A 25506-nucleotide genomic window follows, 5' to 3' on the forward strand; every position below is an offset into this window, starting at 1 on the left:
TATATACATATTCGGACAGATTACAATTTACGTTATGAGGTGTTTTCGTCGTTTATTTTACAAATGTTATGATATTGTTGTGTAAATCGAATATAAACGACTGATTGTTTAAAATTGTAATGTTCCAAATTTGAAGGAGGGATACACGTGAAAGATGAGAAGAAATCGCCTGTGGACCCAAGAATATTGCGAACACGTCAGTTAATTCGAGGTGCGTTTGTGGAGTTGCTGCAGGAAATGGATATTGAGAAATTGTCAGTGAACAAAATTGCCGAACGAGCGACGATCAATCGGGTAACCTTCTATCTGCACTATCGGGATATTACGGATATGATGGAGAAGATGGCTGATGAGATGATTGAGCATATTGAACGGATCGTGGAAGAATATGCCCCTCATTTTGAGAAGCAAAGAACAGAAGAGGCATGGCCAGTTCTGGTCAAGTTACTGGAGCATTTTGCAGAGAACGCTTCATTCTATCAGGTGGTACTTGCCACGAAGCGCACGCCCATTTTCACAGAACGACTCCTGAAGCTGTTAAGTACCTTGGTCAAAGCTAAGATAGATCGAGCCGAAATGGAAGATGTGCTGGAGGATTCCGGCATTCACAAGGAAATCGCCATCTGGTATGGTTCGTCTGCTTTAATTGGTACCATTGTTGCCTGGCTGCGTAATGACATGCCTTACTCTCCGCATTTTCTGGCGAAACAATTCTCATTGATCCGTTCATACTCTTATAATGACCTGATATAATCAAACTACAATCCACTGAACAATGGCAGCAAACGGGGGGATATGACAGGGAAAATGCAGGCCATCGACTCATACATAACAGAGGAGGACTAATGTAATGAAATATAGTGCAGAACGTATATATGTGAGATTTTGGAAGGTGGAGGATACCTCATTGCTTCTGGATCTTCAGGTTCGAAATCGTGAGGCAATTGAGAGAACCTCTGCAAGTCATCGGGATGACTCTTACTACAGCTTGGAAAAGCAAAGGGAACTCATTGAGAGCTGGGACAAGAAAAGAGAAGAAGGAATTCGCTATTCCTTCGGTATTTTTCTACATACAACGGATGAACTTGTGGGTGAAATTTCTTTGTTCAAGATCATAATGGATTCAACCCCCAAATGGATCGTAGGTTATGTGACGGATGTGCTGCATCAAGGAAAAGGGTATATGAGCGAAGCCCTGCAATGTGTGCTGGAATTTGCCAAACATGAAACTGAAATTACACGCATCGAGGCTGGCGCGGTACCTGATAATACAGGTTCCATCCGTGTACTTCAAAAGGCAGGATTCACAGCGTGCGGGTCACAGTCTGTCCCGATCCAGGGAACGTTAAAGGAGCATACGATGTTTGCTGTGGATATACAATGAGCAGGATGAATCAGAATTAACTATAATTTGAACCATATATTCAAACGTATCGGAGAGGACAGAAAAATCTATGGCTACTATACTCGTTGCGGACGACGATCCGAACATTCGCGAACTCGTCTGTCTCTTTCTCAAAAACGATGGATTCACGACGGTGGAAGCTGCGGACGGTAAGGAAGCTCTCACCGTGTACGGCGAGACGCCAGTGGATCTGGTCGTGCTTGATATTATGATGCCTGTTATGGACGGCTGGGCATTATGCAAGGAACTCCGCAGAGCCAATCCGGATCTCCCGTTACTCATGCTGACGGCGAGAGGAGAGACTTGGGAGAAGGTAAAAGGATTCGAATTGGGTACGGATGATTATTTGACGAAACCGTTTGATCCATTGGAGCTTACCGCACGTGTCCGAGCATTACTGAAAAGATATAAAATTGGCTCCACACACACAATCCAGTTTGGCAATGTCATTCTGGATCGTCAGACGTATAAGGTGACGAGAGGTACAGAATCGCTTACTTTACCACTGAAGGAATTCGAATTGCTATATAAGCTTGCTGGAACACCAGGCCAGGTCTATACACGTGAGCAGTTGATCGATCAGATATGGGGTATTGATTACGCCGGAGATGATCGAACGATAGACGTACATATTAAGCGCCTGCGTGAACGATTCGCGACGACACCTGATTTTCGGATTGAAACGGTGCGTGGGCTAGGATACAGACTTGAGGTCCATGAATGATCAGATCATTATACATTCGTGTGGTGCTCACCTTTCTGATCTCTGTCATCGCTGGTACAGTTATTTCTTTTTTTATGTCAACCTGGATATTCGAAGATAAATTGAACGAAAATGCCCGAATTAACATACGCAACTTTGGCCAAGACGTAGTGCAGATATATAAGACGATGCCTCTGGATGAAGCAGAATTATTCGTTAGCACTATGAAACAGCTTGATTCATATCATATTCGAATTTATGATGCAACGGGCAAGCTCCAGACTTATGGGAAGCTTAATGGACATAAATCAGCTGCTGTATCGAAAGAGCAACTTAAAAAAGTGTTAGATGGAGGGGTTGTTCAAGACACACCCAAGGGGATCGCTACCGTTCTTTTGGGGTTACCGATCAAGACGGAAATGGGCACAAAAGCGATGTTTTTGGAAACACTCGCACCGCCCTCCGCCTCTTTTGTAGTGCAGTTTGGCTTAATCTTTGCAAGCTGTTCGTTGATTGCAGGAAGTCTGCTGATTCTGATTGCTTCTGTATACCTGGTTAGACCAATCAAAAAATTGACCAAAGCGACCAAACGGATTGCAGCTGGAGATTTCAATGTCAAGCTGAACATCACGCAAAAGACTGAGATAGGTACGTTGGCTCGCAGTTTTGAAGAGATGATGCACGATCTGCAGCAGTTGGAGCAGATGCGCAGGGAATTCGTTACGAATGTTTCGCACGAGGTTCAGTCTCCACTCACCTCGATATCCGGTTACGCTTCGGCACTGAAGCAGGTAAACCTCTCAGAACAAGAGCGGAACCGTTATCTGGATATTATTATTGCTGAAGCCAAGCGAATGTCCAAAATGAGCGACAGCCTGCTCAAGCTGAGTTTGCTTGAATCGCAGTCACAGCAACTTCGGCTCAATACCTTAAGTCTGGATGAACAGATCCGAAGGGTTATCGTGGCACTCCAGCCGCAATGGTCTGCGCGCAATATTCATTTCGAGCTTGATTTGGAGAACGTAAAGGTGACGGCTGATCACGATCAGTTAAATCAGGTATGGACGAACATTCTGGGAAACAGCATCAAGTTCTCCAATGATGGCGGCATGATTAAAGTCAGTATTGAAGAGGATATCAAAAATGTGACTATCCGAATGTCCGACACGGGCATCGGTATTCCCCTTGAAGACCAGAAGCGTATATTCGAGCGCTTTTTCAAGGCGGATCGTTCCCACAGTCGTAAATATGACGGCAGTGGTATGGGACTTGCTATCGTTAAACAGATCGTATCGCTTCATCAGGGTGACATTCGAGTGGAAAGTGAACCTGGTCAAGGGACGTCCTTTGTCATCACGTTGCCCATCCATCCACCAACGGATAGTTAGGCTCGCAGGATAGGCCAAAGAATTAAAATCGGATGATTGAATACCGGATTTTCATACCATGTGTAACATGCAAGTTTCCTTGCATGTTACACATGGTTTTTTTGCTTGTTCATATTCCGTTCATATTCCGGTCACGGAGAGTACATCTTTGTTGGTTAGGCTTGCATTAACGGCCTCTTAGGCCAATACACAGATGAGGACAGGAGCAGATAAATGTGAATCAACAAGCAGACAAAAGAGTGCGAAGTAAGAGCAAAACCAAAAAAGTGTTAAGCATTTTGTTAAAAGTGCTTGCCGCAATCATTTTAGTAATTTTACTTTTTGTAGCTACCGTATATACGGTTAACAAAATCAGTAGTTTTTCAGAGCAAAAAAGAATGGAGCCTTATGGTCAACATGTTTCCGTGGATGGGAAAAATATGAATGTGTTCATTCAAGGTGAAGGCGAGGAAACGATTGTGCTTTTGCCGGGTTTTGGAACAGCGTCACCTGCACTAGATTTTAAGCCACTTATCTCGGAGTTAACCCCATATTATAGAGTCGTCGTGGTGGAACCTTTTGGTTATGGATTAAGTGATCAGACCGAAAGGGAACGCAGTACAGCAAATATTGTAAGCGAAATACATGAAGCGCTGCAAAATCTTCGTATTGATCGGTATATTCTCATGGGTCATTCCATATCGGGGATCTATAGTCTGGATTATGTGAACAAATATGCTGATGAAGTAAGTGCATACGTTGGGCTGGACACCAGTGTTCCAGCGATTAGTGAACAGAAGGTTGAAGCATCAGAAATCGTACCGATTAAATGGTACCGTAACTTGGGTTTCCCACGTTTGCAATTGAAAATGAGTGATGATCCATATGCTGGGCTTCCGTATGATGAACAAACCAAAGAACAATTGAACATTTTGATACAAAAGAACATGTTTAATTCAACTCAGTTAAACGAAATTGTAAGCATGTATTCCAATTTTAAAGCAGCTGAACAGTTAACGTTCCCAGTTGATCTCCCGGTTCTTTTCTTTGTTCAAAAGAATCATCCTGCAGTGGACAATTGGGTTCCCGAACACGAGAAGTTAATAGAGAACTCTGCGCGTGGTGAAATGGTGCTGCTGGAAGCAAATCATTATCTATACCGTTCCCATGCCAAAGAAATCGCTGCACAGTTCAGGGAGTTTATGGGAGGATCTCAATAACCCCATTATTCATTAGTATAAGCGCCTGCTCCGTCACGTCATAACATTTCTTTACTTGTTCATATTCAGTTCATATTGTCGTCACGGAGAGTACATGTGCATTAGATAAAGTTTCATTATCGGCAAAGAAGAATACCAACTACCAGTTTAGGACAGGAGAAGATCAGCGTGACACAACCAGAAGGCAAGAAAGCCAAGAATAGAACCAGGGTCAAGAAGGTACGAAATATTATACTTAAAATACTAGGAGCAATCTTAATTGCTATTGTTCTGTTTCTAGGTATTGTTTATATCACAAATGTAATTAGCAGTAATTCTGAGGCGAAAAAGATTGAGTCTTACGGTCAGCATGTATCTGTAGACGGAAAAAATATGAATGTGCTCATTCAAGGTGAAGGCAAGGAAACGATTGTGCTTCTGCCCGGTTATGGAACAGCAACACCAGTGCTTGATTTCAAGTTGCTTATTGATCAATTATCACCATATTACAAAGTGGTTGCTGTTGAGCCATTCGGTTATGGATTAAGTGATGAAACTGAAAAAGAAAGAACGACAGAGAATATCGTAAGTGAAATTCATGAAGCTCTGCAGCAACTTGATATTCAGCAGTACATGCTCATGGGTCACTCTATAGCGGGCATTTACGGTATTGATTATGTGAACAAATATACGGATGAGGTTACGGCCTTTGTCGGTATTGATAGCAGTGTATCCACCCAACCAAGTATTACAGATGCGAAGTTCCCCTTAAAAACGTTTGCTCTTCTTAGAAATACAGGTCTCTTGAGATTAATGATGAAAGTGGGTGCAGATCCCTATGAGGGACTGGCATTCGATGAACAAACGGTTGAGCAGATGAGAATGATTTCGAATAAAAACATGTACAATCCCACCTCATTAAACGAGATGGACCATATTTATACCAATTTTAAAGGTGCTCAAGGTTTAAGCTTCCCTAAAAATCTTCCACTTCTTCTCTTTGTACAAGCGAATAATGAAGGGGTAGAAGGATGGATCCCCTTGCATGAAGGGCAGATCAAAGACTCGGTTCATGGGAAAGTAATTCCAATGGATGGTTCCCATTATTTACATCATACGCAATTCAAAAAAATTGCTGAAAATGTTAGAGCTTTTATGGCTGAAGCGAAATAAATAGGGGTAAACGTACAACCTTTGAATAACAGATCTGTATGAACGAATCTATATGAACGAATATGAAAAACTGTCCTGTGTGGCGGTTTCTACAACATGGTCAATCCGGACGTTGCTGTGATGAGAGAGAGGAAATACAAATGAGATTATTTGAGATACTTTTAGTTCTATCCTGCTTCGCTTTACTCGCAGACTTACTATTTATTAAAAGAAGTGCAAAGAAAACAGGCCTAGGTATAGGTATAGGAAGCAGTGTCATACTCGTAGCTCATTTATTGGTTGAGGGATACAGATGGCAGTTGCTTTTGGTATATATCATGACGGCACTACTCATGTTTATTGTTTTACTCCGGCATTTCGACAAGATGATCCATCTAAAAATAGGAAAGGTATTGAAGTATAGTTTGTCTTCCCTAATCGTCATTCTGCTTGTTGCTTCTACCCTCTTGTCGGTATACTTACCTGTCTTTGATTTGCCGAAGCCAGAGGGTCCAGAGAAAGTAGGTACTCAAACCTTCCATTTTACAGATCAGAACAGAGATGAAATCTTGACTGAAGATCAAACCGATAAGAGGGAGTTAATGGTTCAAGTCTGGTACCCTACTGAAAACATTAGTAACAAGAGACGTGACACGCTGTTTCCAAATAATAAAGAAATGTTCAAAACGTATATTCAGAGCTTCTCTGCTTCTTTGAAACTGCCTGAATTTGTGCTCGACTACTGGAAATATAGTCATAGCAACTCTTATGAAAATGTAGAAATATTACCTTCGGCAAGTCCTTATCCTGTGGTGCTGCTATCTCATGGTATGGGAACCAGTAGAGTTCTACAGGCATCACAGGCGGAGAATCTGGCCAGTCATGGGTTTATCGTAGTGACAATCGATCATACGTACAGCACGTTTGCTACCCTCTTTCCTGATGGTCGTGTAACGGGGTATACAACAAAGATGACAACCATAGATGACCGCAGAGAAGTTGGCGATATATGGACAAAAGACGTGGAGTTTGTAATTGATCAAATTGAAAAGCTGAATTCAGGTGCAATTGAAAGTCAGTTTAAAGGAAAAATAGATGTAGATAACATCGGTGCGATGGGGCATTCTTTTGGGGGTGCAACGGCGTTTAATGCCACGTATTTGGATCATCGAATCAAGGCCGGGGTTAATATGGATGGGTCACTGAATGAAGTAGAAGATAGAGATGATATAAACAAGCCGTTTATGTTTATCAGATCGGGAAATTTTGAAGACTGGTTAGCCAATTTTGAAAAGGACAGAAATTCGGATGACGAAGTAACTAAGTTTCTTTCAGATGAGCTGCACATTATGAAAAATGTTATTGAACATGGGGGAAATGTAATTTATATAGAAGGAACCCAGCACTTCAATTTCACGGATCTTCAATTTTATTCAGAACTGATTAAACTGTCCGGGATCACAGGAGAGATCAATGGTAAAAGAGGTTCAAATATCGTAAATCAATATGTACTCGATTTCTTTAACAAACAATTGAAAGGAACGGGTGGAAACCTGATTCAGGGGCCGAGCGACATCTACCCAGAGGTGAAATTTGTAGATCCGAAAGAACTCTAATTTAAACTCAGGAGATGATGTGAATGGGACGACAAACGGGAAAACGAACTTCAATCACCGCCTTAACTCTGGTGTTAATGATGTTAGCTCCAATGTCAGTCATGGCCGCACCAGCTACGAGTAACAACAGCGATTTAACGTATGAACCAACCAAGAAAATAGTAGCGGAGAAAGCGAAGATCCTTACTGAGACGTACGGTACGACCAGTGTGCAATATGCATTAATCGATGCTGGAGAGATTGTGGTGTCCGGTCAAACGGGCAAGAACGATATAGAGGATAAAGTACCGCTTACTTCAGATACAATCTACGGCATCGGCTCAACAAGTAAAATGTTTCTTACAGCTTCTGTTATGAAGCTTGTTGATGATGGCAAGATCGATTTGGATGTGCCAATTGTGAACTATTTACCTGATTTTAAGATGAAAGATAACCGATACACATTAATCACACCACGTATGTTGTTGAATCATTCCGCTGGTCTACTGGGCAGCTCCGGTAGCAATGCTACATTATACGGGGATAATGACACGTATTCACATGACACGTTTCTGGAGCAATTGGCGAACCAACACCTGAAGGCTGATCCTGGCGCGTACTCGGTGTATAGTAACGATAGTTTTACGTTAGCCGAGATTCTAGTTGAAAGAGTGAGCGGCATGGGCTTTACTGCATTTATACACAAATATATTACAGAGCCCCTGGACATGAAACATACCAAAACACCCCAGGATGTCGTTGATCCGGCAGCAATGGCGGGAATCTATTCTCCTTTGGTTGAAGGCCAGCTTCCTCAAGAGAATTATAATATCATTGCTACTGGAGGCATCTATTCCACTGCTGAGGATCTGGTGAAATTTTCACAAATCTTCACGGGAGAAGTCGATGGCATTCTTTCCAATAAGTCGGTAGGAGCCATGGCGCAGGAAGAATACAAAAGAGGTATGTGGCCGGAGGATAGCGACACGTCTATATCTTACGGGTTAGGGTGGGATAGTGTGAATTTGTACCCATTCAGTGAATATGGCATCAAAGCTATTACCAAAGGTGGGGATACCATATCGTATCACTCCTCATTAATTGTACTGCCAGAATACAATCTGGCTGCAGCCGTTACCTCATCAGGGGGAACGAGTGCCAGAGATCAGTTTATTGCAAGTGAATTATTACTCAGTGCACTTGAGGAAAAGGGCATTATTACAGAACGAAAGCCGGAAAAATCGTTTGGCGTACCAGTGAAGGCAGATATGCCTAAAGAAATATCCACGTATGCGGGTATATACGGTTCTAATAATTCGGTGAAGAAGATCGAAATGAATCATGCTGGAAAAATGACTGTATCCGCGCTAACAGCTCCAAATAATTCGGCTCAAGAATACACATATACAGCGGATGGTACGTTTGTTAACGATAAAGGCACAGAAAAGCTGAAATTCGTTACAGAGCAGAATGGAAGGACATATCTATGGTCTCGATCTTATATATCCATGCCGGGACTGGGACAGTTGGCGTTCTCCGAATATACGGCGGAGAAGCTGGAAGCCAATGAATTATCCCAAGATATTACTGCCTCATGGGAGCAGCGTGAAGGTAAGAGATACTACGTGGTGAATCAGAAGTATACATCAACTGTATATCTCCATTCATCACCAATTCTTTCTTTTCATATGAATGAAGAGACCCCAGGGTATATGACCAATAGTAAGATTATTGGAGCCAACAAAGCAGTCACAGATCTTCAAATCCCTGGTATGGCAGGACGGGATTCAAAGGAAATTTATTTCGCTGAAAAGAATGGAGTAGAGTACATTACAGCTGTAGGTAGCATATACGCCAGTGAGGAAATCGTACAATCACTCTATTCGGGCAAACAATCTGTAACAACGATTCAATCAGACGGTTACGCCAAATGGTTTTCTATACCATCAACGGTGAATGGAAAAGTCATGACCGTTAAACTGCCTTCAAATGGTGCCTTTGCCGTATATGATCAAAAGGGCATTTGTATTAATTACACCGTGGTCAGCGGTAAGAATGAGGTTGTTTTACCGGAAAACGGTCGCATTGTATTTGCAGGTGACGTTGGTTCCACATTTGAAATTTCATTGAAATAGGTATAGTTCTTATCCCCTTTAGTATCTCATAAAGGGGATATTTTTATGGAGAAAAAGGAAGATTCAGGGGTCGTAAATCATCATGTACTCAAATTATTTTATCCGTTCATATTCGGTTCATATCGACGTCACGAGCAGTACATTTATTTTAGTTAAGCTTAATTTAGCACCAAAGCAAGATGCTCTAATAAAGAGATAATGACAGGAGAAGATGCAGATGATACAACAAGAGAAAATGAAGAACGTGGTCAAGAGAACAGTCAAAAAACGAACTTCAATTGCAGCTTTAACGGTAGTGTTAACCATGTTAGCCCCGCTATCTGCAATGGCCGCACCGGCTGTCATGAATAACAGCATTAACCTTACGTACGAGACAACAAAGAAAACCGTAATCGAAAAAGCTAAATTGCTGACGGAGACGTACGGTACGACGAGTCTGCAATATGCGCTCATTGATGGTGGAGAGATTACGGTGTCCGGTCAAACGGGGAAGAACGATCTAAACGACAAGGTTACTCTTACTACGAACACGATCTATGGCATTGGTTCAACCAGTAAAATGTTTCTTACAGCTTCAGTGATGAAGCTGGTGGATGAAGGCAAGATCGATCTGGATGTGCCTGTTGTGAACTATATGCCTGATTTTACAATGAAAGATAATCGACACAAACAGATTACACCCCGTATGTTGCTGAATCATTCGGCCGGGCTTCCCGGAGCTTCTAACGGTAGTGCTATACTGTATGGGGACAATGATACCATTGCACATGATACCTTTTTGGATCAATTGGCGACCCAGAATCTGATTGCAGAGCCAGGTGCGTATTCGGTGTACTCTAACGATGGATTTACATTAGCTGAAATTCTGGTTGAGAGAGTCACTGGTATGAGCTTTACGGCATTTATACACAAATATATTACAGAGCCTCTGAAAATGAATCATACCAAAACACCACAGGATATAGTTAATCCGGAAGAAATGGCGGGAATCTATTCCCCTTTTTATGAGGCACAACTTCCAAAAGAGAATTATAATATCATTGCTTCAGGAGGCATATATTCCACCGCTAAGGATCTGGTGAAATTTTCGCAAATCTTCACAGGAGAGGTCAAAGGGATTCTTTCCAACAAGTCGGTAGAAGCCATGGAGCAAAAAGAATACAGAAGAGGCATGTGGCCAAAGGATAGTGATTCTTCTATGTCGTACGGATTAGGGTGGGATAGTGTGGACTTGTTCCCATTCAGTGAGTACGGCATCAAGGCTGTTACGAAAGGTGGAGATACGTTATCTTATCATTCTTCACTCGTCGTACTTCCGGAATACAACATGGCTGCAGCCGTGATCTCTTCAGACGGGTCAAGCGTAACCGATCAATTCATTGCGAGTGAGTTATTACTTAGCGCACTTGAAGAAAAGGGCATGATTAAAGAACGGAAACCGGAAAAATCTTTTGGTGTACCTGTGAAGGCTGAGATGCCTAAAGAAATCTCCAAGTTTGCAGGAAGATATGGTGGCAATAATTCAGTGACGAAGATCAAAATAAATACGGCAGGACAAATGACAGTCTCCTCTCTCACGTCTCCAAGTCATCCGGTTCAAGAATACACCTATACATCAGATGGTACTTTTGTGAGTGATGATGGTACAGAAAAGTTGAAATTCGTTGTGGAGAAAAATGGGAATACCTACCTGTGGTCTCGATCTTATATCTCCGTTCCAGGACTCGGACAGGTGGCTCTCTCAGAATATAATGCGGAGAAGCTGGAAGCCAATACATTACCCAAGGAGTTTAACGCTGCATGGGCAAAGCGTGATGGTAAAAAATATTATCTGGTGAATGCGAAATACACATCCATGTTTTATCTTAATGCTACATCGATCGTGCCTATTTATATGAATAAAGAGAATCCAGGGTATATGTCCAATAATAAGATTATTGGAGCAGACGAAGCAGCCAATCAATTGCAGATTCCGGGTAGTGCCGGACGAGAACCAATGGACATTCATTTCTTCAAAAAGAACGATGGAGAGTATCTTACATTTTCAGGTTATGTATTCGTCAGTGAGGAATTGGTAAAACCAATCTATTCCGGTAAACAATCCGCAACAACGATTCAAGCAGATGGATATGCCAAATGGTTTTCGGTACCCGCTACTGCGAAAGGAAAAGTCATGACAGTGAAGTTACCTGCAAATGGAGCCTTCGCTATCTATGATCAGAACGGAGTTTGTATTAATCACAGCGTAGTCAGCGGTAATAAGGTTGTTGTTTTACCCGAAAACGGCCGTATTGTATTTGCAGGTGAGGCTGGCGCCAAATTTGAAATTTCACTAAAAAAGTAAATGAACTCAACAGGAGAGAACCATCATGATGAAAAAAATATTAATCATTTTGCTCAAAATATTCGGAGCGATCGTTATCGCTTTTGCATTATTTATTGCGACTGTCTTTATTGTTAATGTATTTAGCAACAAATCGGAGGAAGGGAAAATAAAATCATACGGCCAGTTTGTAGCGGTTGACGGGAAAAACATGAATGTGTTGATTCAAGGAAAAGGCAAAGAAACGGTGGTATTGCTTCCTGGGTATGGAACACCCGCCCCAGCCCTTGATTTCAAACCGCTCATCGATCAGCTATCTCCATTTTACAAAGTCGTTGTCATTGAACCTTTCGGTTATGGATTAAGTGACATTACTGAAAAAGAGCGTACTACGGAAAATATGGTTAGTGAAATTCATGAAGCGTTACAGCAGCTTAATATTCATCGTTATACGCTCATGGCTCACTCCATTTCAGGAATATACGGACTGGATTATGTGAACAAATATGCAAACGAAGTAACTTCCTTTGTCGGCATCGAGAGCAGTGTCCCAACGCAGGGAGGTAACGATGATCCATTCCCAACTGAAACGTACAAACTGCTTAAAAAATCAGGATTCTACCGATTGTTAATGAAACTGGCCCCTAATCAACTGATTGCACCCGATGTTGGTGATGAAACCAGAGAGCAAATTCGAATCCTTTCCCTCAAAAATACGTTTAATCCGAACAATCTGAATGAAGGCGAAAACTTTGGTCCTAACTTCAAAGCAGCGGAGAACCTGTCTTTCCCCAAAGATCTTCCGTTGATTTTCTTCTTACAAGCGAATGATACCGAAACGGAAGGCTGGATACCCTTGCATGAAGAGCAAGTCAAAGATTCAGTGCATGGAAAAGTGATGACTTTCGAGGGAGATCATTATTTGCATCACACCCGCTCCAAAGAAATGGTTCAAGAATATAGGAAGTTTATGAGTGAAATAGAGTAGAGTGTGTCAACAAAAGAAGCCGCGAAATCGCGGCTTTTTTCTATTGAAAGAGGTGATGAACATACATACGTAGTTACTTTATTGGAAAATTAAGGTTGACACTCCTTGTCGCCGCGTATACAATCGTATACATGAATGCGTTGTATACATATGTATACACGTAATGGAGGTGGCAGGATGAGAGATCGACAGATCGAAGGATCGGATGGAAGTGTACGTCAAGGTGAACGTCCGAGACGTGATGTGGGTGACAGCGAGCAACGTGGAGAGCATTCCAGACGTGGCAGAGGACATGGTGAACATCAGGGGAAACGGGGCCATGGTGCGCAAACCTTCCGTCGCGGCCGGATTCTTGTATTTCTGGAACAGATGCAGAATCGAAGAACAACGCTCGCCAGACAACTTGGTCAGGAGGAGTATGAACATATTCGCCCAATAATCAGTGGGGAGTTGAAAGCCATTGATCAGGTCATCGACGAGTATGTCCATCTTTTCGAACTGCAAAATGAAGATGTAGGTCCCAATAAGAATCTGGAGAGTGAGAGTGAATAAGTATGATTCGTCGTTTTTTTTCGTATTATCGTCCTTATAAAAAACTGTTTTTGATTGATTTTGGATGTGCTGTACTCGCAGGTCTTCTGGAGTTGGCTTTCCCCCTTGCCGTCAGTAAATTCATTAATGAGTTGTTGCCCGGTCAGGATTGGCCTCTTATTTTGCTTGCCTGTATTGTGCTGTTATCCATCTATGCACTTAATACGGTATTGAACTATGTCGTTACATACTGGGGACATATGCTTGGCATTAACATTGAGACCAACATGCGTGAGAAGATGTTCGCTCACTTGCAGAAGCTGTCTTTCCGGTTCTTCGATAATCGCAAAACAGGTCATTTGATTGGTCATCTTACGAATGATCTGAACGATATCGGCGAGGTTGCTCACCATGGACCCGAAGATGTGTTCATTGCAGTGATGACATTAATCGGATCATTCTGGCTAATGGCTAACATTAATCTTGAGCTTGCGCTCCTAACCTTTATCATTATCCCAATTATGGCTTGGGTCATTATCGTATTCGGTGGCCGTATGACGAAGACGTATCGAAGGCTCTTCGGAGACGTCGGCAATTTCAATGCGCGCATTGAGGACAATGTCGGAGGCATGCGAGTTGTGCAATCGTTCGCCAACGAAGAACACGAAAAAGAGCTTTTTGCTGTAGACAATCAGAATTTCCGTAAAACCAAGCTGCTTGCCTACAAAACGATGGCAAAAAGTATCTCGGTCAGTTATATGATGATGCGACTGGTTACAGTATTTGTCATGATCAGCGGGGCTTGGTTTTATATTGATGGCAGAATTAATATGGGTGATTTTATGGCCTTCCTGCTGCTATCGAATATCTTCTTCCGTCCTATCGAGAAGATTAACGCAGTCATCGAAAGTTATCCAAAGGGCATCGCTGGTTTCAAGCGTTATCTGGAGATCATTGATACAGAACCTGAAATTGCGGATAACAAAAACGCCGTGGAATTCGAAAGTGTGAAGGGTGATATTCGTTTTGAGAACGTCTCGTTTGGATATGAATCCAGTCGCCGTATTTTAACTGATATCAGTCTGACTGTTCGACCAGGGGAAACCGTTGCTTTTGTTGGCCCGTCAGGCGCAGGTAAGACAACCATCTGCAGCCTGCTTCCTCGATTCTATGAGGTAGAAGAGGGACGAATCACTGTAGATGGAGTGGACATTCGGGATGTTAAGCTTCAATCGTTGCGTAAGCATATCGGGATCGTTCAACAGGATGTATTTTTGTTCTCGGGTACCATTAAGGAGAATATTGCTTATGGTGACCTGAGTGCAACGGACGAACAGATCTGGGATGCCGCTCGCCGTGCCTCATTGGAGGAATTGATTCTTACGTTGCCGGACGGTATGGATACGGTCATTGGCGAGCGTGGAGTCAAGCTATCCGGAGGACAGAAGCAACGGTTATCCATTGCTCGTATGTTCTTGAAAAATCCACCCATTCTTATTCTGGATGAGGCAACGTCTGCACTGGATACGGAAACGGAAGCACTTATTCAGCAATCACTCGCTGAATTGTCGGTGGGTAGAACGACCCTTGTGATCGCACATCGATTGACAACGATCAAGAACGCGGATCGAATCATTGTAGTGAACACAGATGGTATCGCTGAACAGGGTAACCATGAGGAATTGGTCGCCGCAGGAGGTATATACAGCCGTCTTCATCAGGTGCAATATAGTAACTCTTAATCCATATAAAATGAACAAAAAAATATTTACACTGGGTACTCCGATGACAGAATAACCTTCCGATCGCTGTTATCCCCAGATTTTTTTATTCCTTCTTTAAAGGGGAAATCCGGGGATAAAGGCGAACGCTCCGCTTCTTCAGGTTCTTTCTGTCCTCTTCGTATAGTGTAAATGTTCAGTTCAATTTATATAGAAACTTAAGTAGGTGACTAAGTATTTGTATAAAGTATCTAAATCAATTAAACCTTGCCGCGCATATGTGCGGCTTTTTGGTTTGGCTTAAAAATGTGGTAATCAAATACCAAGGGAAAATATAATGTTGACAACGTCCACTAACCTGATTATTATAATGTTGACAATGTCCACTAAAAAGGAGGGTTTGACATCGACTCTCAGTACATAAATCCAGATATTCTGGCTGACATGCGACGTTTTAACCGTTTTTATACCAACATACTTGGTGTACTCGACAAGCATATTCTCGGAACAGGGTATTCCTTTGCCGAAGTACGGGTCATTATTGAGATTGGAATTCGGGGAGAGAGCATTGCGAACAATCTGGTGGATACACTGACCATTGATCGCAGTTATATGAGCCGCATTGTGAACAAGCTGACCAAGGAAGGTCTGCTTGTGAAAGTGAATTCTGAAGCCGATAGCCGGGTCAGTCTGATTCGTCTGACAGCCAAGGGTGAGGAGCTGTATGCCCAATTAAATGATCGATCCGATCAACAGATTCTGAAATTAATGCAAGAACTCAATGAAGAAGAGATTCAAGAGGTATACACCTCCATGATGAACATACAAGAGAAGTTGAACAAGAAGGCAGGAGAGACAACACGATGATACGATTTGAATGTGACTATAACGAAGGTGCGCATGAACGCATTTTACAAAAACTGATGGAAACCAACATGGAACAGACAAGCGGGTATGGCACGGATGAGCATTGCGAACGCGCGAGAATGCTTATTCGTCAGGCTTGTGACAACGAGCAGGCTGATGTTCATTTTTTGGTTGGCGGTACACAGACGAACACAACAGTTATTGCCTCTATTTTGCGTCCATATCAAGGTGTGATTGCAGCGACCTCGGGACACATTGCGGTTCATGAGACTGGGGCTATCGAAGCAACGGGCCATAAGGTACTCACGGTTCCAAGTGAGGATGGAAAGATCACGCCTGAACAGGTTAGAGCAGTCTATGATGCGCACATGAACGAGTCTTCACCGGAACATTGTGTACAGCCAGGTATGGTCTATATATCTCAGCCAACGGAGAACGGAACGATGTACAGCAAAGCAGAATTGCAAGCATTGCACGCAGTCAGCAGAGCATGTGGTCTGCCATTTTTCGTGGATGGAGCACGCCTTGGATATGCACTTGCCTCCCGTAATTGCGATATGACACTTGCTGATCTTGCACGCTTGTGCGATGTATTTTACATCGGCGGAACCAAGATTGGAGCGTTGATGGGAGAAGCGGTCGTGATCCTGAATGATGCGCTCAAACCAGATTTTCGTTATATGATCAAACAAAAAGGTGGCCTGCTTGCCAAAGGCAGATTGTTGGGGATTCAATTCGAAACTTTGTTCGAAGACGGCTTGTATCTTGAGATTTCCCATCATGCCGTGGATATGGCGTTGAGAATTCATGATTCACTCGAACAGCAGGGAGTACGCTTCCTGTATGACTCACCAACCAACCAGCAGTTTCCGATTCTGCCCAATCTTTTGCTTGAGAAATTACGGAATGATTATACTTTCTCCTTCTGGGAAAAGGTTGACGATACACACAGTGCGGTGCGCTTTTGTACCAGTTGGGCAACCCGGCAGGAGAATGTGGATGCACTGACTCGTGATATTGCTCAATTATTGCATGAAGAGACTCGGATTGAACAACGACTCGAAGTATTGGTATAACTTTGCAAATATTAATGTTACTTAAGGACAACCGCGACAGGTTGTCCTTTTTCGTATGTTTTTCGTGAATTGACAGTTCTCTTATATTAAAGTTATTATAGATATAATATATCCTTAATTGAGGAGGAGATTGTATTCTATGAATAACGGACATTTATCCGGTCAAACGAACGAATCGTGGAGTGGTCATTCTGCTCCTTTTACAGCGTTACAGGAAACACCGATCTTAACCTTGCTCCAGCCGTCCCATGGAGAACGAATCCTTGATGTGGGTTGCGGGAATGGGGATCTGACAGCCAAAATTGCAGCCGCAGGAGCGCTGACAACAGGCATTGATTTTTCGAAGGAGACAATTAGGCAAGCTAAACAGAAATATCCTGATATGAATATTCAAGTTGCTAATGCCTGTCATTATCGGTCTGAAGAGCCGTTTGATGCGGTCTTCTCTCATGCCGTTCTGCATTGGATAAAGGATGCCCCAGCTGTAGTGCAATCCATATACTTAGCGCTTAAGACGGGCGGACGATTCGTGGCAGAGTTTGCCGGAAGTGGCAATACGGCTATTTTAATAGCAGCGGTACGGGAAGAACTGCATGCCCGTGGATACAAATGGGAAGGCCGGAATCCATGGTATCACCCTACCATTTGCGAATATACTAGTCTTCTGGAGCAAAACGGATTTCGAGTTAGTCTGGCCCAGCATGCTGACCAATTTACTCCGTTCAAGCCAGGAGCCAGAAAGTGGTTGGACAGCTTTGCAGAGTATTTATTCAGTGGTATCGCACCTGCGGAACAGGATGTTATTATGGAGGCTGTAGAGAAAAAAGTACAGCCACAACTGATGCGGGATGGACAATGGTATTTGGACAGAAGCCGACTGCGAGTGGTAGCTATGAAGGAATCGGGGAATGCGGTATGAAAGTGGACAAACCCAAGCTTCAGGAGCAGTTGCTTGAACCGGAAACGATAGGTTTTCTCGAATCCAAAGTGGAGTATAAACACAAACTGATTGAGAACATGACTTTGGATCAACAGGAAGCGAGTAAGGTTTCCTTTGAAAATGTTGTATTTAGACATGTGACGATCTCGGAGTCTGCCTTGGAACAATTCGAATTCACGGATGTCCGGTTCGAACACTGCGACTTCTCCAATGTCAATCTCTCTGGTGCCTTCATGCACCGAATCGAATGGCATAACTGCAAGTTTGTTGGAACGGATTTTTCCAATAGTCGCTTGCAAAATGTCAGTTTTTTTCATGGTCTAGGGGATTACAGCAATTTCCGTTTTGCCCATCTGAAACAGGTCTCCTTCTCGGAATGTACCTTGATTGGTGCGGACTTTGCCTATCTGGCTCTTCAGAAGATGGAGTTCACTCAATGTAATATCGACCAAGCTTCCTTAACGGGGACCAAAATGAAAGATTTGGATCTTCGCGATTGCCAATTTGACTCCTTGGTGTTAACCATGGAAGACCTCAACGGTTGTGTGATTTCACCACATCAAGCCGCCACATTTGTAGGATTAATGGGTTTGATTATCAAATAAATGGCATGATCACATTAACGGGGTTGCCAAGATAGTGGAAGTGTGTATAATTGGAGACACATTAGAATACAAACAGGTTTTCTAGGGTTCCGCGACGTATGTGTCGGTCTGGTCCGAGAGAAAACCCGCAACCTGTTGGTTGTGCCACGGAGGGATAAAAGCCTGGGAGATGAACTGCGATATGCAGTTTGTTTCCCGGGCTTTTTTTGTTTTTCGCTAATGAACCCTTACAGGTTGTACAAAAAATGTAGTAGAGAAGGAGTGTTTCAGGTATGAATAAAAATTGGATGTCGGTTGTGATTGCTGCGTTGTTCGAAGTGGGTTGGGTCATTGGATTAAAACATGCCAGCGGGTTGCTGGAATGGAGTCTTACACTGGTTGCGATTATGATCAGCTTCAGCTTAATGATTGCAGCTTCGCGTACCTTGCCCGTGGGAACCGTATACGCAGTATTCGTTGGCCTAGGTACCGCTGGAACGGTGCTTGCAGAGATTCTTTTGTTTAATGCAAATGTGCAAACCGGAAAAATGATACTCATTGGTACACTTTTACTCGGCGTAATTGGTCTTAAAATGCTGAGTAAAGAGAAGAACAAGGAGGTGCAGCTATAATGAACTGGGTGTTTCTTATCTTGGCAGGGGTATTTGAGATGATCGGCGTGCTAATGATAAACAAGTTGCACAAAGACCGTAATTTAATTTCACTCGTTCTATTGGTAGCCGGGTTTGGTTTAAGTTTTATGTTCCTGTCCCTTGCAATGGAAACTCTTCCGATGGGGACAGCATATGCGGTATGGACGGGAATCGGAGCCTCCGGCGGTGCCATTCTGGGCATGGTGTTTTACGGAGAACCCCGAAATGCCCTAAGAATTTTGTTTATCGCTATGGTGCTCGGATCGGCAGTCGGTCTTAAATTGGTTAGTTAAATAAGTGGAATTAAAAAGATAATGTACAGATTGCGTTTTTAATGTTATCCTTATACGTTACGTGTGAAATAAAAGATGCGTCTTATTGATAGATGTGCGTAAATGAAGGAGATAACATGACATTTAAGGACCTAAATATTATTCCCTCTATTATGGAAGGGTTAAGCAAAGCAAACTATACTAATCCTACGCCTATCCAGGAACAGGCCATTCCAGCTGTATTGGCTGGCAGAGACTTGCTGGGATGTGCACAGACCGGAACAGGCAAGACGGCAGCATTTTCGGTGCCGATCATTCAATTATTAAGCGAAAGATCCAAAGGACAAGGATCAAAGTCCGCTCGACATATTCGTTCATTGATTTTGACACCAACAAGAGAGCTGGCAATTCAGATCGCCGATAATATCAAAGTATATAGTCGGTATACGGACATCCGTTGTACGGCTATCGTTGGTGGTGTTTCGCAAAAAGTGCAAGAGCGGGCGCTGAATCAAGGTGCAGATATTATTATCGCAACACCTGGCAGATTGAACGATCTGATTAACCAGAAACGTATTGATCTGAAGATGGTTGAGATTCTCGTTCTGGATGAAGCAGACCGGATGTTGGACATGGGCTTTATTCATGATGTAAAAAGAATTATCGCCAAGATGCCGAACAAGAAGCAAACGCTGTTCTTCTCAGCTACCATGCCTCCTGAAATCACCAAGATGGTTAAAACCCTGCTGGTTGATCCAGTCAAAGTCGAAATCACACCCGTATCTTCAACAGTAGACCGCATTGAGCAGTCTATATATTTGCTGGAGAATGGCAAAAAGCAGCAGATGTTGAATCAGATCCTGGAGGATAAATCCATCGTCACGGCATTGGTGTTCACACGCACGAAGCGCGGCGCTGACCGGGTTACACGTGATTTGGCCAAAGTGAATGTTACGGCACAAGCCATTCATGGCAACAAGTCTCAGAACGAGCGCCAGCGGGCACTGAACAATTTCAAGAGTGGGGCTACGCGAGTACTGGTGGCGACGGATATCGCAGCAAGAGGAATTGATGTGGAGGAACTGTCACATGTCATTAACTTTAACCTGCCTAACATTCCGGAAACGTATGTTCACCGTATTGGACGTACAGGTCGAGCAGGGAAAAGCGGGATGGCCATCTCATTCTGTGAGAAGGATGAACTTCCATTCCTGAAGGATATTGAGAAAGTAATCAAGAAGACGATTCCTGAAGTTAAAGGTCATCCATATCCGATGACAGGTGTTCCTGTGTTTGAGAAAACCAGCAAAGCATCGGGCAGTAAACCTGCGTTCAACAAATCAGCTGCGGGCAAACCAGCCAAATCCAAGGCTAACCCGGCACGCAAGCCCAAATCCGAGTGGTTTGCCAAGAGTGGCAAAACAACCAGTAGCCGTTCTAACGACGGTAGATCCAATAGCAATCGTTCTAACAGCAGTAGCAGTCGATCGAACAGTAGTAGCAGTAAATCAAATAATGGTTCATTCAGCCGCAGCAGCAAAACAAGGAATGATAGAGCCAATTAAGACCTAAATAAACGCAGATAAAACCTTCTTCATTCATATGGAGGAGGTTTTATTATGTATGTACAGAGAGCTTATTTACATACGAACTTATATTCGATATCATTATATCGTTCACGGGTAAAAGGGAGGTCCTGACTTGAAGGATACGATAATTAAGTACTGTTTGAACAAGAAAGGCGCGATCAAGGATTATCCATTTGGCCCTGATCCAGTCACGATTAAGGTCGCGGGTAAGATGTTCGCGCTTATTTTTGAAAATAAAGAAAAGAACTGTCGCTTGAACTTAAAATGTGACCCGATTATTGCAGAGAATCTGAGAGAGCAGCATGAAGCTGTTCAACCAGGATATCATATGAACAAAAAACACTGGAATACCATTACGCTGGATGGCTCCTTGTTAGATGAGGATGTCTACGTCATGATCGATCACTCGTATGAAATGGTTATCCAATCCCTTCCGAAAAGGGTTCGGGAATCTCTGGCCGAATCGTGAGGCATTTCGCTCATATCAATGCCGATGGTCTGCTCGCCAAGTAGAATGAATATCTTATGAAAATGAAGACATACTTGAAGCCCATATGGGACCGTTATCTTGGAAATAAGCAAGATCGAACGGCCTTGTTCAACGTTGCATCCCTTGTTATCAATGCCTGGATTGGGATAGGCAAGCTAGTCTTGGGGATATATCTCCTTTCCGGATGGTTCATCACAAATGCAGTGTATTATTTGATTCTGTGTATAGCCAAAGGCCAGGTGCTTCATCAATATAAAGTTGCCAAAGGTATGGTGTCTCCCCAAGAAAGATATTCTTTGGAGCTTGCGGTGTATAAACACGGAGGTCTTTTTCTATGTTTTCTGGGCGTATCCTATTCGATCGTCTGTCTGCGAATGTATCTGATCGGTGATGCCTTCATATATAGCGGACTTATTGTATATATCGTAGCTATAGTCGCTTTTACCAAACTTGCTTTTGCCGTGTATGGTACCTGGGCTAATCGTCATCTACATAACCCAATTATATCTACATTGAAAATGATTAACTTCACCGATGCCATGGTATCCATCGTCGTGACACAAGCGACACTACTTACCATGCAAGCCTCACCTCTCGCTTTAAAAACCAGCAGCGTGTTTGGCATGGGGTGCAGCGTTTTATTTTGTCTGATGGGGGTCTGGATGATGTTCCACAAGACAAAGCAGTCAAGTATGGAGCAGGAGAGCGCATCCAACGAACAGTGAGAAACTTGGGGATCTTGATATCTCGCATGAACATGCTTTCACAACGGAAGGTGAACTGGCAACGACAGTGGGGGAGGAAAATTACATCACTGTCTTGAATTCATTGGAGAATGAATGATTCAAATTTCCGATTGTCGGATTCGTTCTTAATGCAAATAAGGAGTGATATCTATGGGTCAACAGCAACAACTGGCCATGGTACAACAAATGCGTCAAAATGTCGTCGGTACAGATGCAGCTCTTCAACCCAGCTCCACGTATGCCGTCACCGTAGAAGAAGTTATGATTCCTACGACGAAAGGTGATGCGCGTGTACTTGTGTATACACCGAATCGGGATCATTCCGCACCTCTGCCGGTTTTCTTCAATATGCATGGGGGTGGTTTCATCCTCGGACAAGCAGAGATGGATGATCCATGGTGTCGTCTGATCGCTGATCGTGCTGATTGTGTGGTCGTGAATATCGATTACTGTCTTGCACCAGAGCACAAATTTCCAACCGCAGTCCATGAATGTTATGACGTTGTAAAGTGGGTCCACGACAATCCGGAATCCTTCTCGGTGAACCCATCTCTATTCGCCATTGGTGGGCATAGTGCTGGGGGGAATATTGCAGCAGCAGTGTGTTTGCTGAATCAGCAACGTGGTAGCGAGCTGCCGATTGTACTTCAGGTTATCGATTATGCCGTGTTGGATATAGCTACAGATCCGGCCGAGAAACCGAGTTATGAAGTAGCCATTCCTGCTGATATCGCCAGAACGTTCAACGCGATGTACCTTGAAACGCCACAAGATGCGCATGATCCGTTAGCGTCGCCTGTGCTTGCGACATCATTGCAGGGTCTCCCGGAAGTGTTGATCATTACGGCGGAGAAAGATTCACTGGCACAAGAAGCAAGAACATACGCAGCAAGGCTGGAAGAAAGCGGTGTGAAGGTGACCCATAAGGAGTATAAGGGAGCTGCTCATGGATTTACACATTTTGGCGATCTTCAGATAGCTGAGGATGCTTGGTATCGGATGAGTGACAAGATCAGAGAAGCATTTTCCAAATAAAGTACATTAGAGCGACGTGTAGAAAGAACTGGTAAGTGGTTAGATATCATTTGAGCAAGTTGTATAAAAGTTACCTTAAAGTCGCCTAATGGCGGCTTTTTTTGAGTTCATTGGCGTGATTGCTCAATTGCTTGGTGAAACCAAGCTTCTGATCTTGCAGATGTGTTAATAAACTGGATTAGGAGCCGTCTTGAGATTATAACGATATCGTTAAGGGTAAGAGTGTTAATTAGAGGAAATAATAACCAATACCAGGAGGTTTATTATGAACCAATACAACAGTCCATCCGATATCGCCATTCTTGGCATGGGAACGGCTCTCCCTGCTCACCCCGTAGCGCAGTCTGATATTGCGGAACTAATTGCTTCTTCTCTTCAGGATCGGCCGGATTTGGCCCGGTTTGCCAGGCGAATATTCAAGTCCTGTGGTGTTGAAACTCGATATACCGTAGAACCGAGTTATCTGGGCTCACTGGAAGAATGCCGTTATCTGCCCTCTGGTGAGAGATCTGACATCCCGACAACTGAAGAAAGAATGAATACTTACAAGCGAGAGGCGCTTCCGCTCGGAATCGAGGCGGCAGAGAAAGCCCTCTCGGATTCAGGTGTATCTCCCAAGAGCATCACGCATATCATCACCGTCAGTTGCACCGGTCAATATCTGCCAGGTCTTGATGTTATGCTCATCCGTCACTTGGGACTGTCTGACCGTGTTAACCGACTGCCGTTGATCTTTCAGGGCTGTGCCGCAGGGTTGAAAGCCATTCAGATGGCACGAGATGTCGTGCAGGGTGCTCCGGGATCACAGGTACTTATTGTCTGTGTAGAGTTGTGCACAATACATTTTCAGCCGGTGCAAGATCGAGAAGCACTATTTGCGGCTTCATTCTTCGGAGATGCAGCTTCTTCTTGCATAGTGGGCACACCAGAACCTCAGCACAAAAATGTTCTGTGCTTGGGTACGGGGTATTCTGTGCTTCTTCCGGATTCAACTGAGGATATGACCTGGGAGGTTGGGAATCTGGGGTATGACCTTTATCTATCACCTCGTATTCCGAAGCTGCTTGGTGTTCATCTGGAAGAGGAACTTCGTCTCTTATTGCAAAGTGAGGAGCTTCCTGAGCTGTGGGCCATTCATCCGGGAGGACGCGGGATTGTGGACACTGTGCAGAATGTAATGAAGCTGAGAGATGAACAAACAAAGTACAGCAGGGAGATCCTTAGAACGTATGGTAACCTGTCTTCCAACACGATTCTGTTTGTACTGAATGCGATGCGTGAGGACATGAAGGTGCAGGTTCAATCCTCGACAGATGGGGTAGCCATGGCATTTGGACCGGGACTCACCGCGGAGTTGATGAAATTCACTTATGTACCCTCATTATCTTCAGTGATGGAGGACCACGAACATGTCCTTCTTTAGAACATTATCCATTCGGGCCAAGGAAGAGGAACTGATGGATGACTTCTCTATGGGAGGGGAGGAGCTGCGTGAAGCACTCAGACATCTGAGACGTCTTAACAAAATATTCGCGGCACCCGGCCCAACGCTTGCTGGTGTAGAGAAGTTATGGAACTCTGTCGGCAGGCCAGATAAACTGTCTCTTCTGGATGTGGGGGCAGGTTCAGGGGATGTGAACCAGAAACTGCTGCAATGGGCGGACCGTCAGGGCATTCAGTTGGAAATTACATTGGTTGATTTGACGGAAGAGGCGTGTGAGGAAGCAAGACAACTATTCCGTGACGAACCCCGAGTCAGGGTACAACGTGCCGATCTTACGCAACTGCCCGATGCTTCAGCAGATATTGTGACAGGTTCCCAGTTTGTGCATCATTTTGACGGAGATCAGTTGGTTGATATGGTTTCTCATATGCTGCGAGCATCGAGATATGGTGTCGTCATTAACGATATTCACCGCCATTCCGTGTCCTATAAAGCCGTCTGGATTACAACACGAATGATCTCGCGCAATCGGTACATTCGTCATGATGGCCCTCTGTCCGTAGCCAAAGGCTTTACAGGCAGGGATTGGAAGGAACTTAAACAACGGCTAAATCATGATACGATGACTTATGAATGGAAGCCTTTGTTCCGTTACTCTGTTGTTATTCCCACAAAGGGCAGGTGATCTGAC

24 protein-coding genes and 1 riboswitch are annotated in these 25506 nt (G+C 43.6%); all 24 genes read left to right on the plus strand.

The genetic code is table 11. The features are described 5' to 3' along the window. Window positions 1-147 precede the first annotated feature (147 nt). The 24 genes from MKY85_RS13850 to MKY85_RS13965 all read left to right on the plus strand — a co-directional run bounded on the left by MKY85_RS13850 (window position 148) and on the right by MKY85_RS13965 (window position 25500). Window positions 148-753, plus strand: coding sequence for a TetR/AcrR family transcriptional regulator C-terminal domain-containing protein (locus MKY85_RS13850; RefSeq protein ID WP_339242450.1), 606 nt, complete (start codon window positions 148-150; stop codon window positions 751-753). 97 nt (window positions 754-850) lie between these two features. Next, complete coding sequence (locus MKY85_RS13855) at window positions 851-1384, plus strand: GNAT family N-acetyltransferase (protein ID WP_342572960.1); 534 nt, start codon at window positions 851-853, stop codon at window positions 1382-1384. A gap of 70 nt (window positions 1385-1454) precedes the next feature. Next, window positions 1455-2129, plus strand: a complete 675-nt coding sequence (locus MKY85_RS13860; RefSeq protein ID WP_339242454.1) for a response regulator transcription factor — start codon at window positions 1455-1457, stop codon at window positions 2127-2129. After that, window positions 2126-3496, plus strand: a complete 1371-nt coding sequence (locus tag MKY85_RS13865) for a HAMP domain-containing sensor histidine kinase (protein ID WP_339242455.1) — start codon at window positions 2126-2128, stop codon at window positions 3494-3496. Before MKY85_RS13860 ends, MKY85_RS13865 begins: the two co-directional genes overlap by 4 nt. Window positions 3497-3711: 215 nt before the next feature. After that, window positions 3712-4695 (plus strand): alpha/beta hydrolase, encoded by a 984-nt coding sequence (locus MKY85_RS13870; RefSeq protein ID WP_342572963.1) that lies wholly within the window; start codon window positions 3712-3714, stop codon window positions 4693-4695. A 168-nt stretch (window positions 4696-4863) separates the two neighbouring features. After that, complete coding sequence (locus tag MKY85_RS13875) at window positions 4864-5847, plus strand: alpha/beta hydrolase (RefSeq protein ID WP_342572966.1); 984 nt, start codon at window positions 4864-4866, stop codon at window positions 5845-5847. A 140-nt stretch (window positions 5848-5987) separates the two neighbouring features. Continuing rightward, complete coding sequence (locus tag MKY85_RS13880; RefSeq protein ID WP_342572968.1) at window positions 5988-7442, plus strand: alpha/beta fold hydrolase; 1455 nt, start codon at window positions 5988-5990, stop codon at window positions 7440-7442. 23 nt (window positions 7443-7465) lie between these two features. After that, complete coding sequence (locus MKY85_RS13885) at window positions 7466-9556, plus strand: serine hydrolase domain-containing protein (RefSeq protein WP_342572970.1); 2091 nt, start codon at window positions 7466-7468, stop codon at window positions 9554-9556. Between the two features lie 217 nt (window positions 9557-9773). Further along, window positions 9774-11900: a serine hydrolase domain-containing protein gene (locus tag MKY85_RS13890; protein WP_342572972.1), complete on the plus strand. Its 2127-nt coding sequence runs from the start codon at window positions 9774-9776 to the stop codon at window positions 11898-11900. 25 nt (window positions 11901-11925) lie between these two features. Further along, on the plus strand, window positions 11926-12867 hold the full coding sequence (locus tag MKY85_RS13895; protein WP_342572974.1) for an alpha/beta hydrolase: 942 nt from the start codon (window positions 11926-11928) through the stop codon (window positions 12865-12867). 177 nt (window positions 12868-13044) lie between these two features. After that, complete coding sequence (locus MKY85_RS13900; protein ID WP_342572975.1) at window positions 13045-13419, plus strand: hypothetical protein; 375 nt, start codon at window positions 13045-13047, stop codon at window positions 13417-13419. 2 nt (window positions 13420-13421) lie between these two features. Next, entirely contained in the window at window positions 13422-15140 is a 1719-nt protein-coding gene (locus MKY85_RS13905; RefSeq protein WP_342572977.1) for an ABC transporter ATP-binding protein, read from the plus strand. A gap of 423 nt (window positions 15141-15563) precedes the next feature. Beyond that, window positions 15564-15986 (plus strand): MarR family winged helix-turn-helix transcriptional regulator, encoded by a 423-nt coding sequence (locus MKY85_RS13910; protein WP_339242471.1) that lies wholly within the window; start codon window positions 15564-15566, stop codon window positions 15984-15986. Then, complete coding sequence (locus MKY85_RS13915) at window positions 15983-17062, plus strand: low specificity L-threonine aldolase (protein WP_339242473.1); 1080 nt, start codon at window positions 15983-15985, stop codon at window positions 17060-17062. The genes MKY85_RS13910 and MKY85_RS13915 overlap by 4 nt, the downstream gene beginning before the upstream one ends. Before the next feature lie 139 nt (window positions 17063-17201). After that, a complete protein-coding gene (locus MKY85_RS13920) occupies window positions 17202-17981 on the plus strand; it encodes a methyltransferase domain-containing protein (protein ID WP_342572982.1) in 780 nt (259 codons plus the stop codon). Continuing rightward, window positions 17978-18607: a pentapeptide repeat-containing protein gene (locus tag MKY85_RS13925; RefSeq protein ID WP_342572983.1), complete on the plus strand. Its 630-nt coding sequence runs from the start codon at window positions 17978-17980 to the stop codon at window positions 18605-18607. The genes MKY85_RS13920 and MKY85_RS13925 overlap by 4 nt, the downstream gene beginning before the upstream one ends. A 70-nt stretch (window positions 18608-18677) precedes the next feature. Further along, a riboswitch (guanidine-I (ykkC/yxkD leader) is annotated at window positions 18678-18778 on the plus strand. Between the two features lie 101 nt (window positions 18779-18879). After that, window positions 18880-19218 carry a multidrug efflux SMR transporter gene (locus MKY85_RS13930; RefSeq protein ID WP_339242481.1) on the plus strand — a complete coding sequence of 113 codons (339 nt, stop codon included), beginning with the start codon at window positions 18880-18882 and terminating at the stop codon, window positions 19216-19218. After that, complete coding sequence (locus MKY85_RS13935) at window positions 19218-19532, plus strand: multidrug efflux SMR transporter (RefSeq protein WP_339242483.1); 315 nt, start codon at window positions 19218-19220, stop codon at window positions 19530-19532. Before MKY85_RS13930 ends, MKY85_RS13935 begins: the two co-directional genes overlap by 1 nt. A 116-nt stretch (window positions 19533-19648) precedes the next feature. Then, a complete protein-coding gene (locus tag MKY85_RS13940; protein ID WP_339242485.1) occupies window positions 19649-21076 on the plus strand; it encodes a DEAD/DEAH box helicase in 1428 nt (475 codons plus the stop codon). Between the two features lie 136 nt (window positions 21077-21212). After that, on the plus strand, window positions 21213-21569 hold the full coding sequence (locus tag MKY85_RS13945; protein WP_342572984.1) for an MmcQ/YjbR family DNA-binding protein: 357 nt from the start codon (window positions 21213-21215) through the stop codon (window positions 21567-21569). 56 nt (window positions 21570-21625) lie between these two features. After that, entirely contained in the window at window positions 21626-22315 is a 690-nt protein-coding gene (locus MKY85_RS13950; RefSeq protein WP_342572986.1) for a hypothetical protein, read from the plus strand. Between the two features lie 171 nt (window positions 22316-22486). After that, window positions 22487-23371, plus strand: coding sequence for an alpha/beta hydrolase (locus MKY85_RS13955; protein ID WP_342572988.1), 885 nt, complete (start codon window positions 22487-22489; stop codon window positions 23369-23371). A gap of 265 nt (window positions 23372-23636) precedes the next feature. Then, window positions 23637-24794, plus strand: a complete 1158-nt coding sequence (locus MKY85_RS13960; protein ID WP_339242494.1) for a type III polyketide synthase — start codon at window positions 23637-23639, stop codon at window positions 24792-24794. Continuing rightward, window positions 24781-25500, plus strand: coding sequence for a methyltransferase domain-containing protein (locus MKY85_RS13965; RefSeq protein WP_339242496.1), 720 nt, complete (start codon window positions 24781-24783; stop codon window positions 25498-25500). Before MKY85_RS13960 ends, MKY85_RS13965 begins: the two co-directional genes overlap by 14 nt. Window positions 25501-25506 lie beyond the last annotated feature (6 nt).

It is taken from the genome of Paenibacillus sp. FSL R5-0749 (assembly GCF_038595085.1).
In the GTDB taxonomy this organism is placed as follows: Bacteria; Bacillota; Bacilli; order Paenibacillales; family Paenibacillaceae; genus Paenibacillus.

Coding starts and splice junctions, on each gene's coding strand:
- MKY85_RS13950 (WP_342572986.1), top strand. CDS start 21,626: ATGAAAATGAAGACATACTTGAAGCCCATATGGGACCGTTATCTTGGA.
- MKY85_RS13930 (WP_339242481.1), top strand. CDS start 18,880: ATGAATAAAAATTGGATGTCGGTTGTGATTGCTGCGTTGTTCGAAGTG.
- MKY85_RS13960 (WP_339242494.1), top strand. CDS start 23,637: ATGAACCAATACAACAGTCCATCCGATATCGCCATTCTTGGCATGGGA.
- MKY85_RS13955 (WP_342572988.1), top strand. CDS start 22,487: ATGGGTCAACAGCAACAACTGGCCATGGTACAACAAATGCGTCAAAAT.
- MKY85_RS13915 (WP_339242473.1), top strand. CDS start 15,983: ATGATACGATTTGAATGTGACTATAACGAAGGTGCGCATGAACGCATT.
- MKY85_RS13860 (WP_339242454.1), top strand. CDS start 1,455: ATGGCTACTATACTCGTTGCGGACGACGATCCGAACATTCGCGAACTC.
- MKY85_RS13935 (WP_339242483.1), top strand. CDS start 19,218: ATGAACTGGGTGTTTCTTATCTTGGCAGGGGTATTTGAGATGATCGGC.
- MKY85_RS13965 (WP_339242496.1), top strand. CDS start 24,781: ATGTCCTTCTTTAGAACATTATCCATTCGGGCCAAGGAAGAGGAACTG.
- MKY85_RS13920 (WP_342572982.1), top strand. CDS start 17,202: ATGAATAACGGACATTTATCCGGTCAAACGAACGAATCGTGGAGTGGT.
- MKY85_RS13855 (WP_342572960.1), top strand. CDS start 851: ATGAAATATAGTGCAGAACGTATATATGTGAGATTTTGGAAGGTGGAG.
- MKY85_RS13895 (WP_342572974.1), top strand. CDS start 11,926: ATGATGAAAAAAATATTAATCATTTTGCTCAAAATATTCGGAGCGATC.
- MKY85_RS13890 (WP_342572972.1), top strand. CDS start 9,774: ATGATACAACAAGAGAAAATGAAGAACGTGGTCAAGAGAACAGTCAAA.
- MKY85_RS13900 (WP_342572975.1), top strand. CDS start 13,045: ATGAGAGATCGACAGATCGAAGGATCGGATGGAAGTGTACGTCAAGGT.
- MKY85_RS13885 (WP_342572970.1), top strand. CDS start 7,466: ATGGGACGACAAACGGGAAAACGAACTTCAATCACCGCCTTAACTCTG.
- MKY85_RS13910 (WP_339242471.1), top strand. CDS start 15,564: ATGCGACGTTTTAACCGTTTTTATACCAACATACTTGGTGTACTCGAC.
- MKY85_RS13880 (WP_342572968.1), top strand. CDS start 5,988: ATGAGATTATTTGAGATACTTTTAGTTCTATCCTGCTTCGCTTTACTC.
- MKY85_RS13865 (WP_339242455.1), top strand. CDS start 2,126: ATGATCAGATCATTATACATTCGTGTGGTGCTCACCTTTCTGATCTCT.
- MKY85_RS13925 (WP_342572983.1), top strand. CDS start 17,978: ATGAAAGTGGACAAACCCAAGCTTCAGGAGCAGTTGCTTGAACCGGAA.
- MKY85_RS13940 (WP_339242485.1), top strand. CDS start 19,649: ATGACATTTAAGGACCTAAATATTATTCCCTCTATTATGGAAGGGTTA.
- MKY85_RS13905 (WP_342572977.1), top strand. CDS start 13,422: ATGATTCGTCGTTTTTTTTCGTATTATCGTCCTTATAAAAAACTGTTT.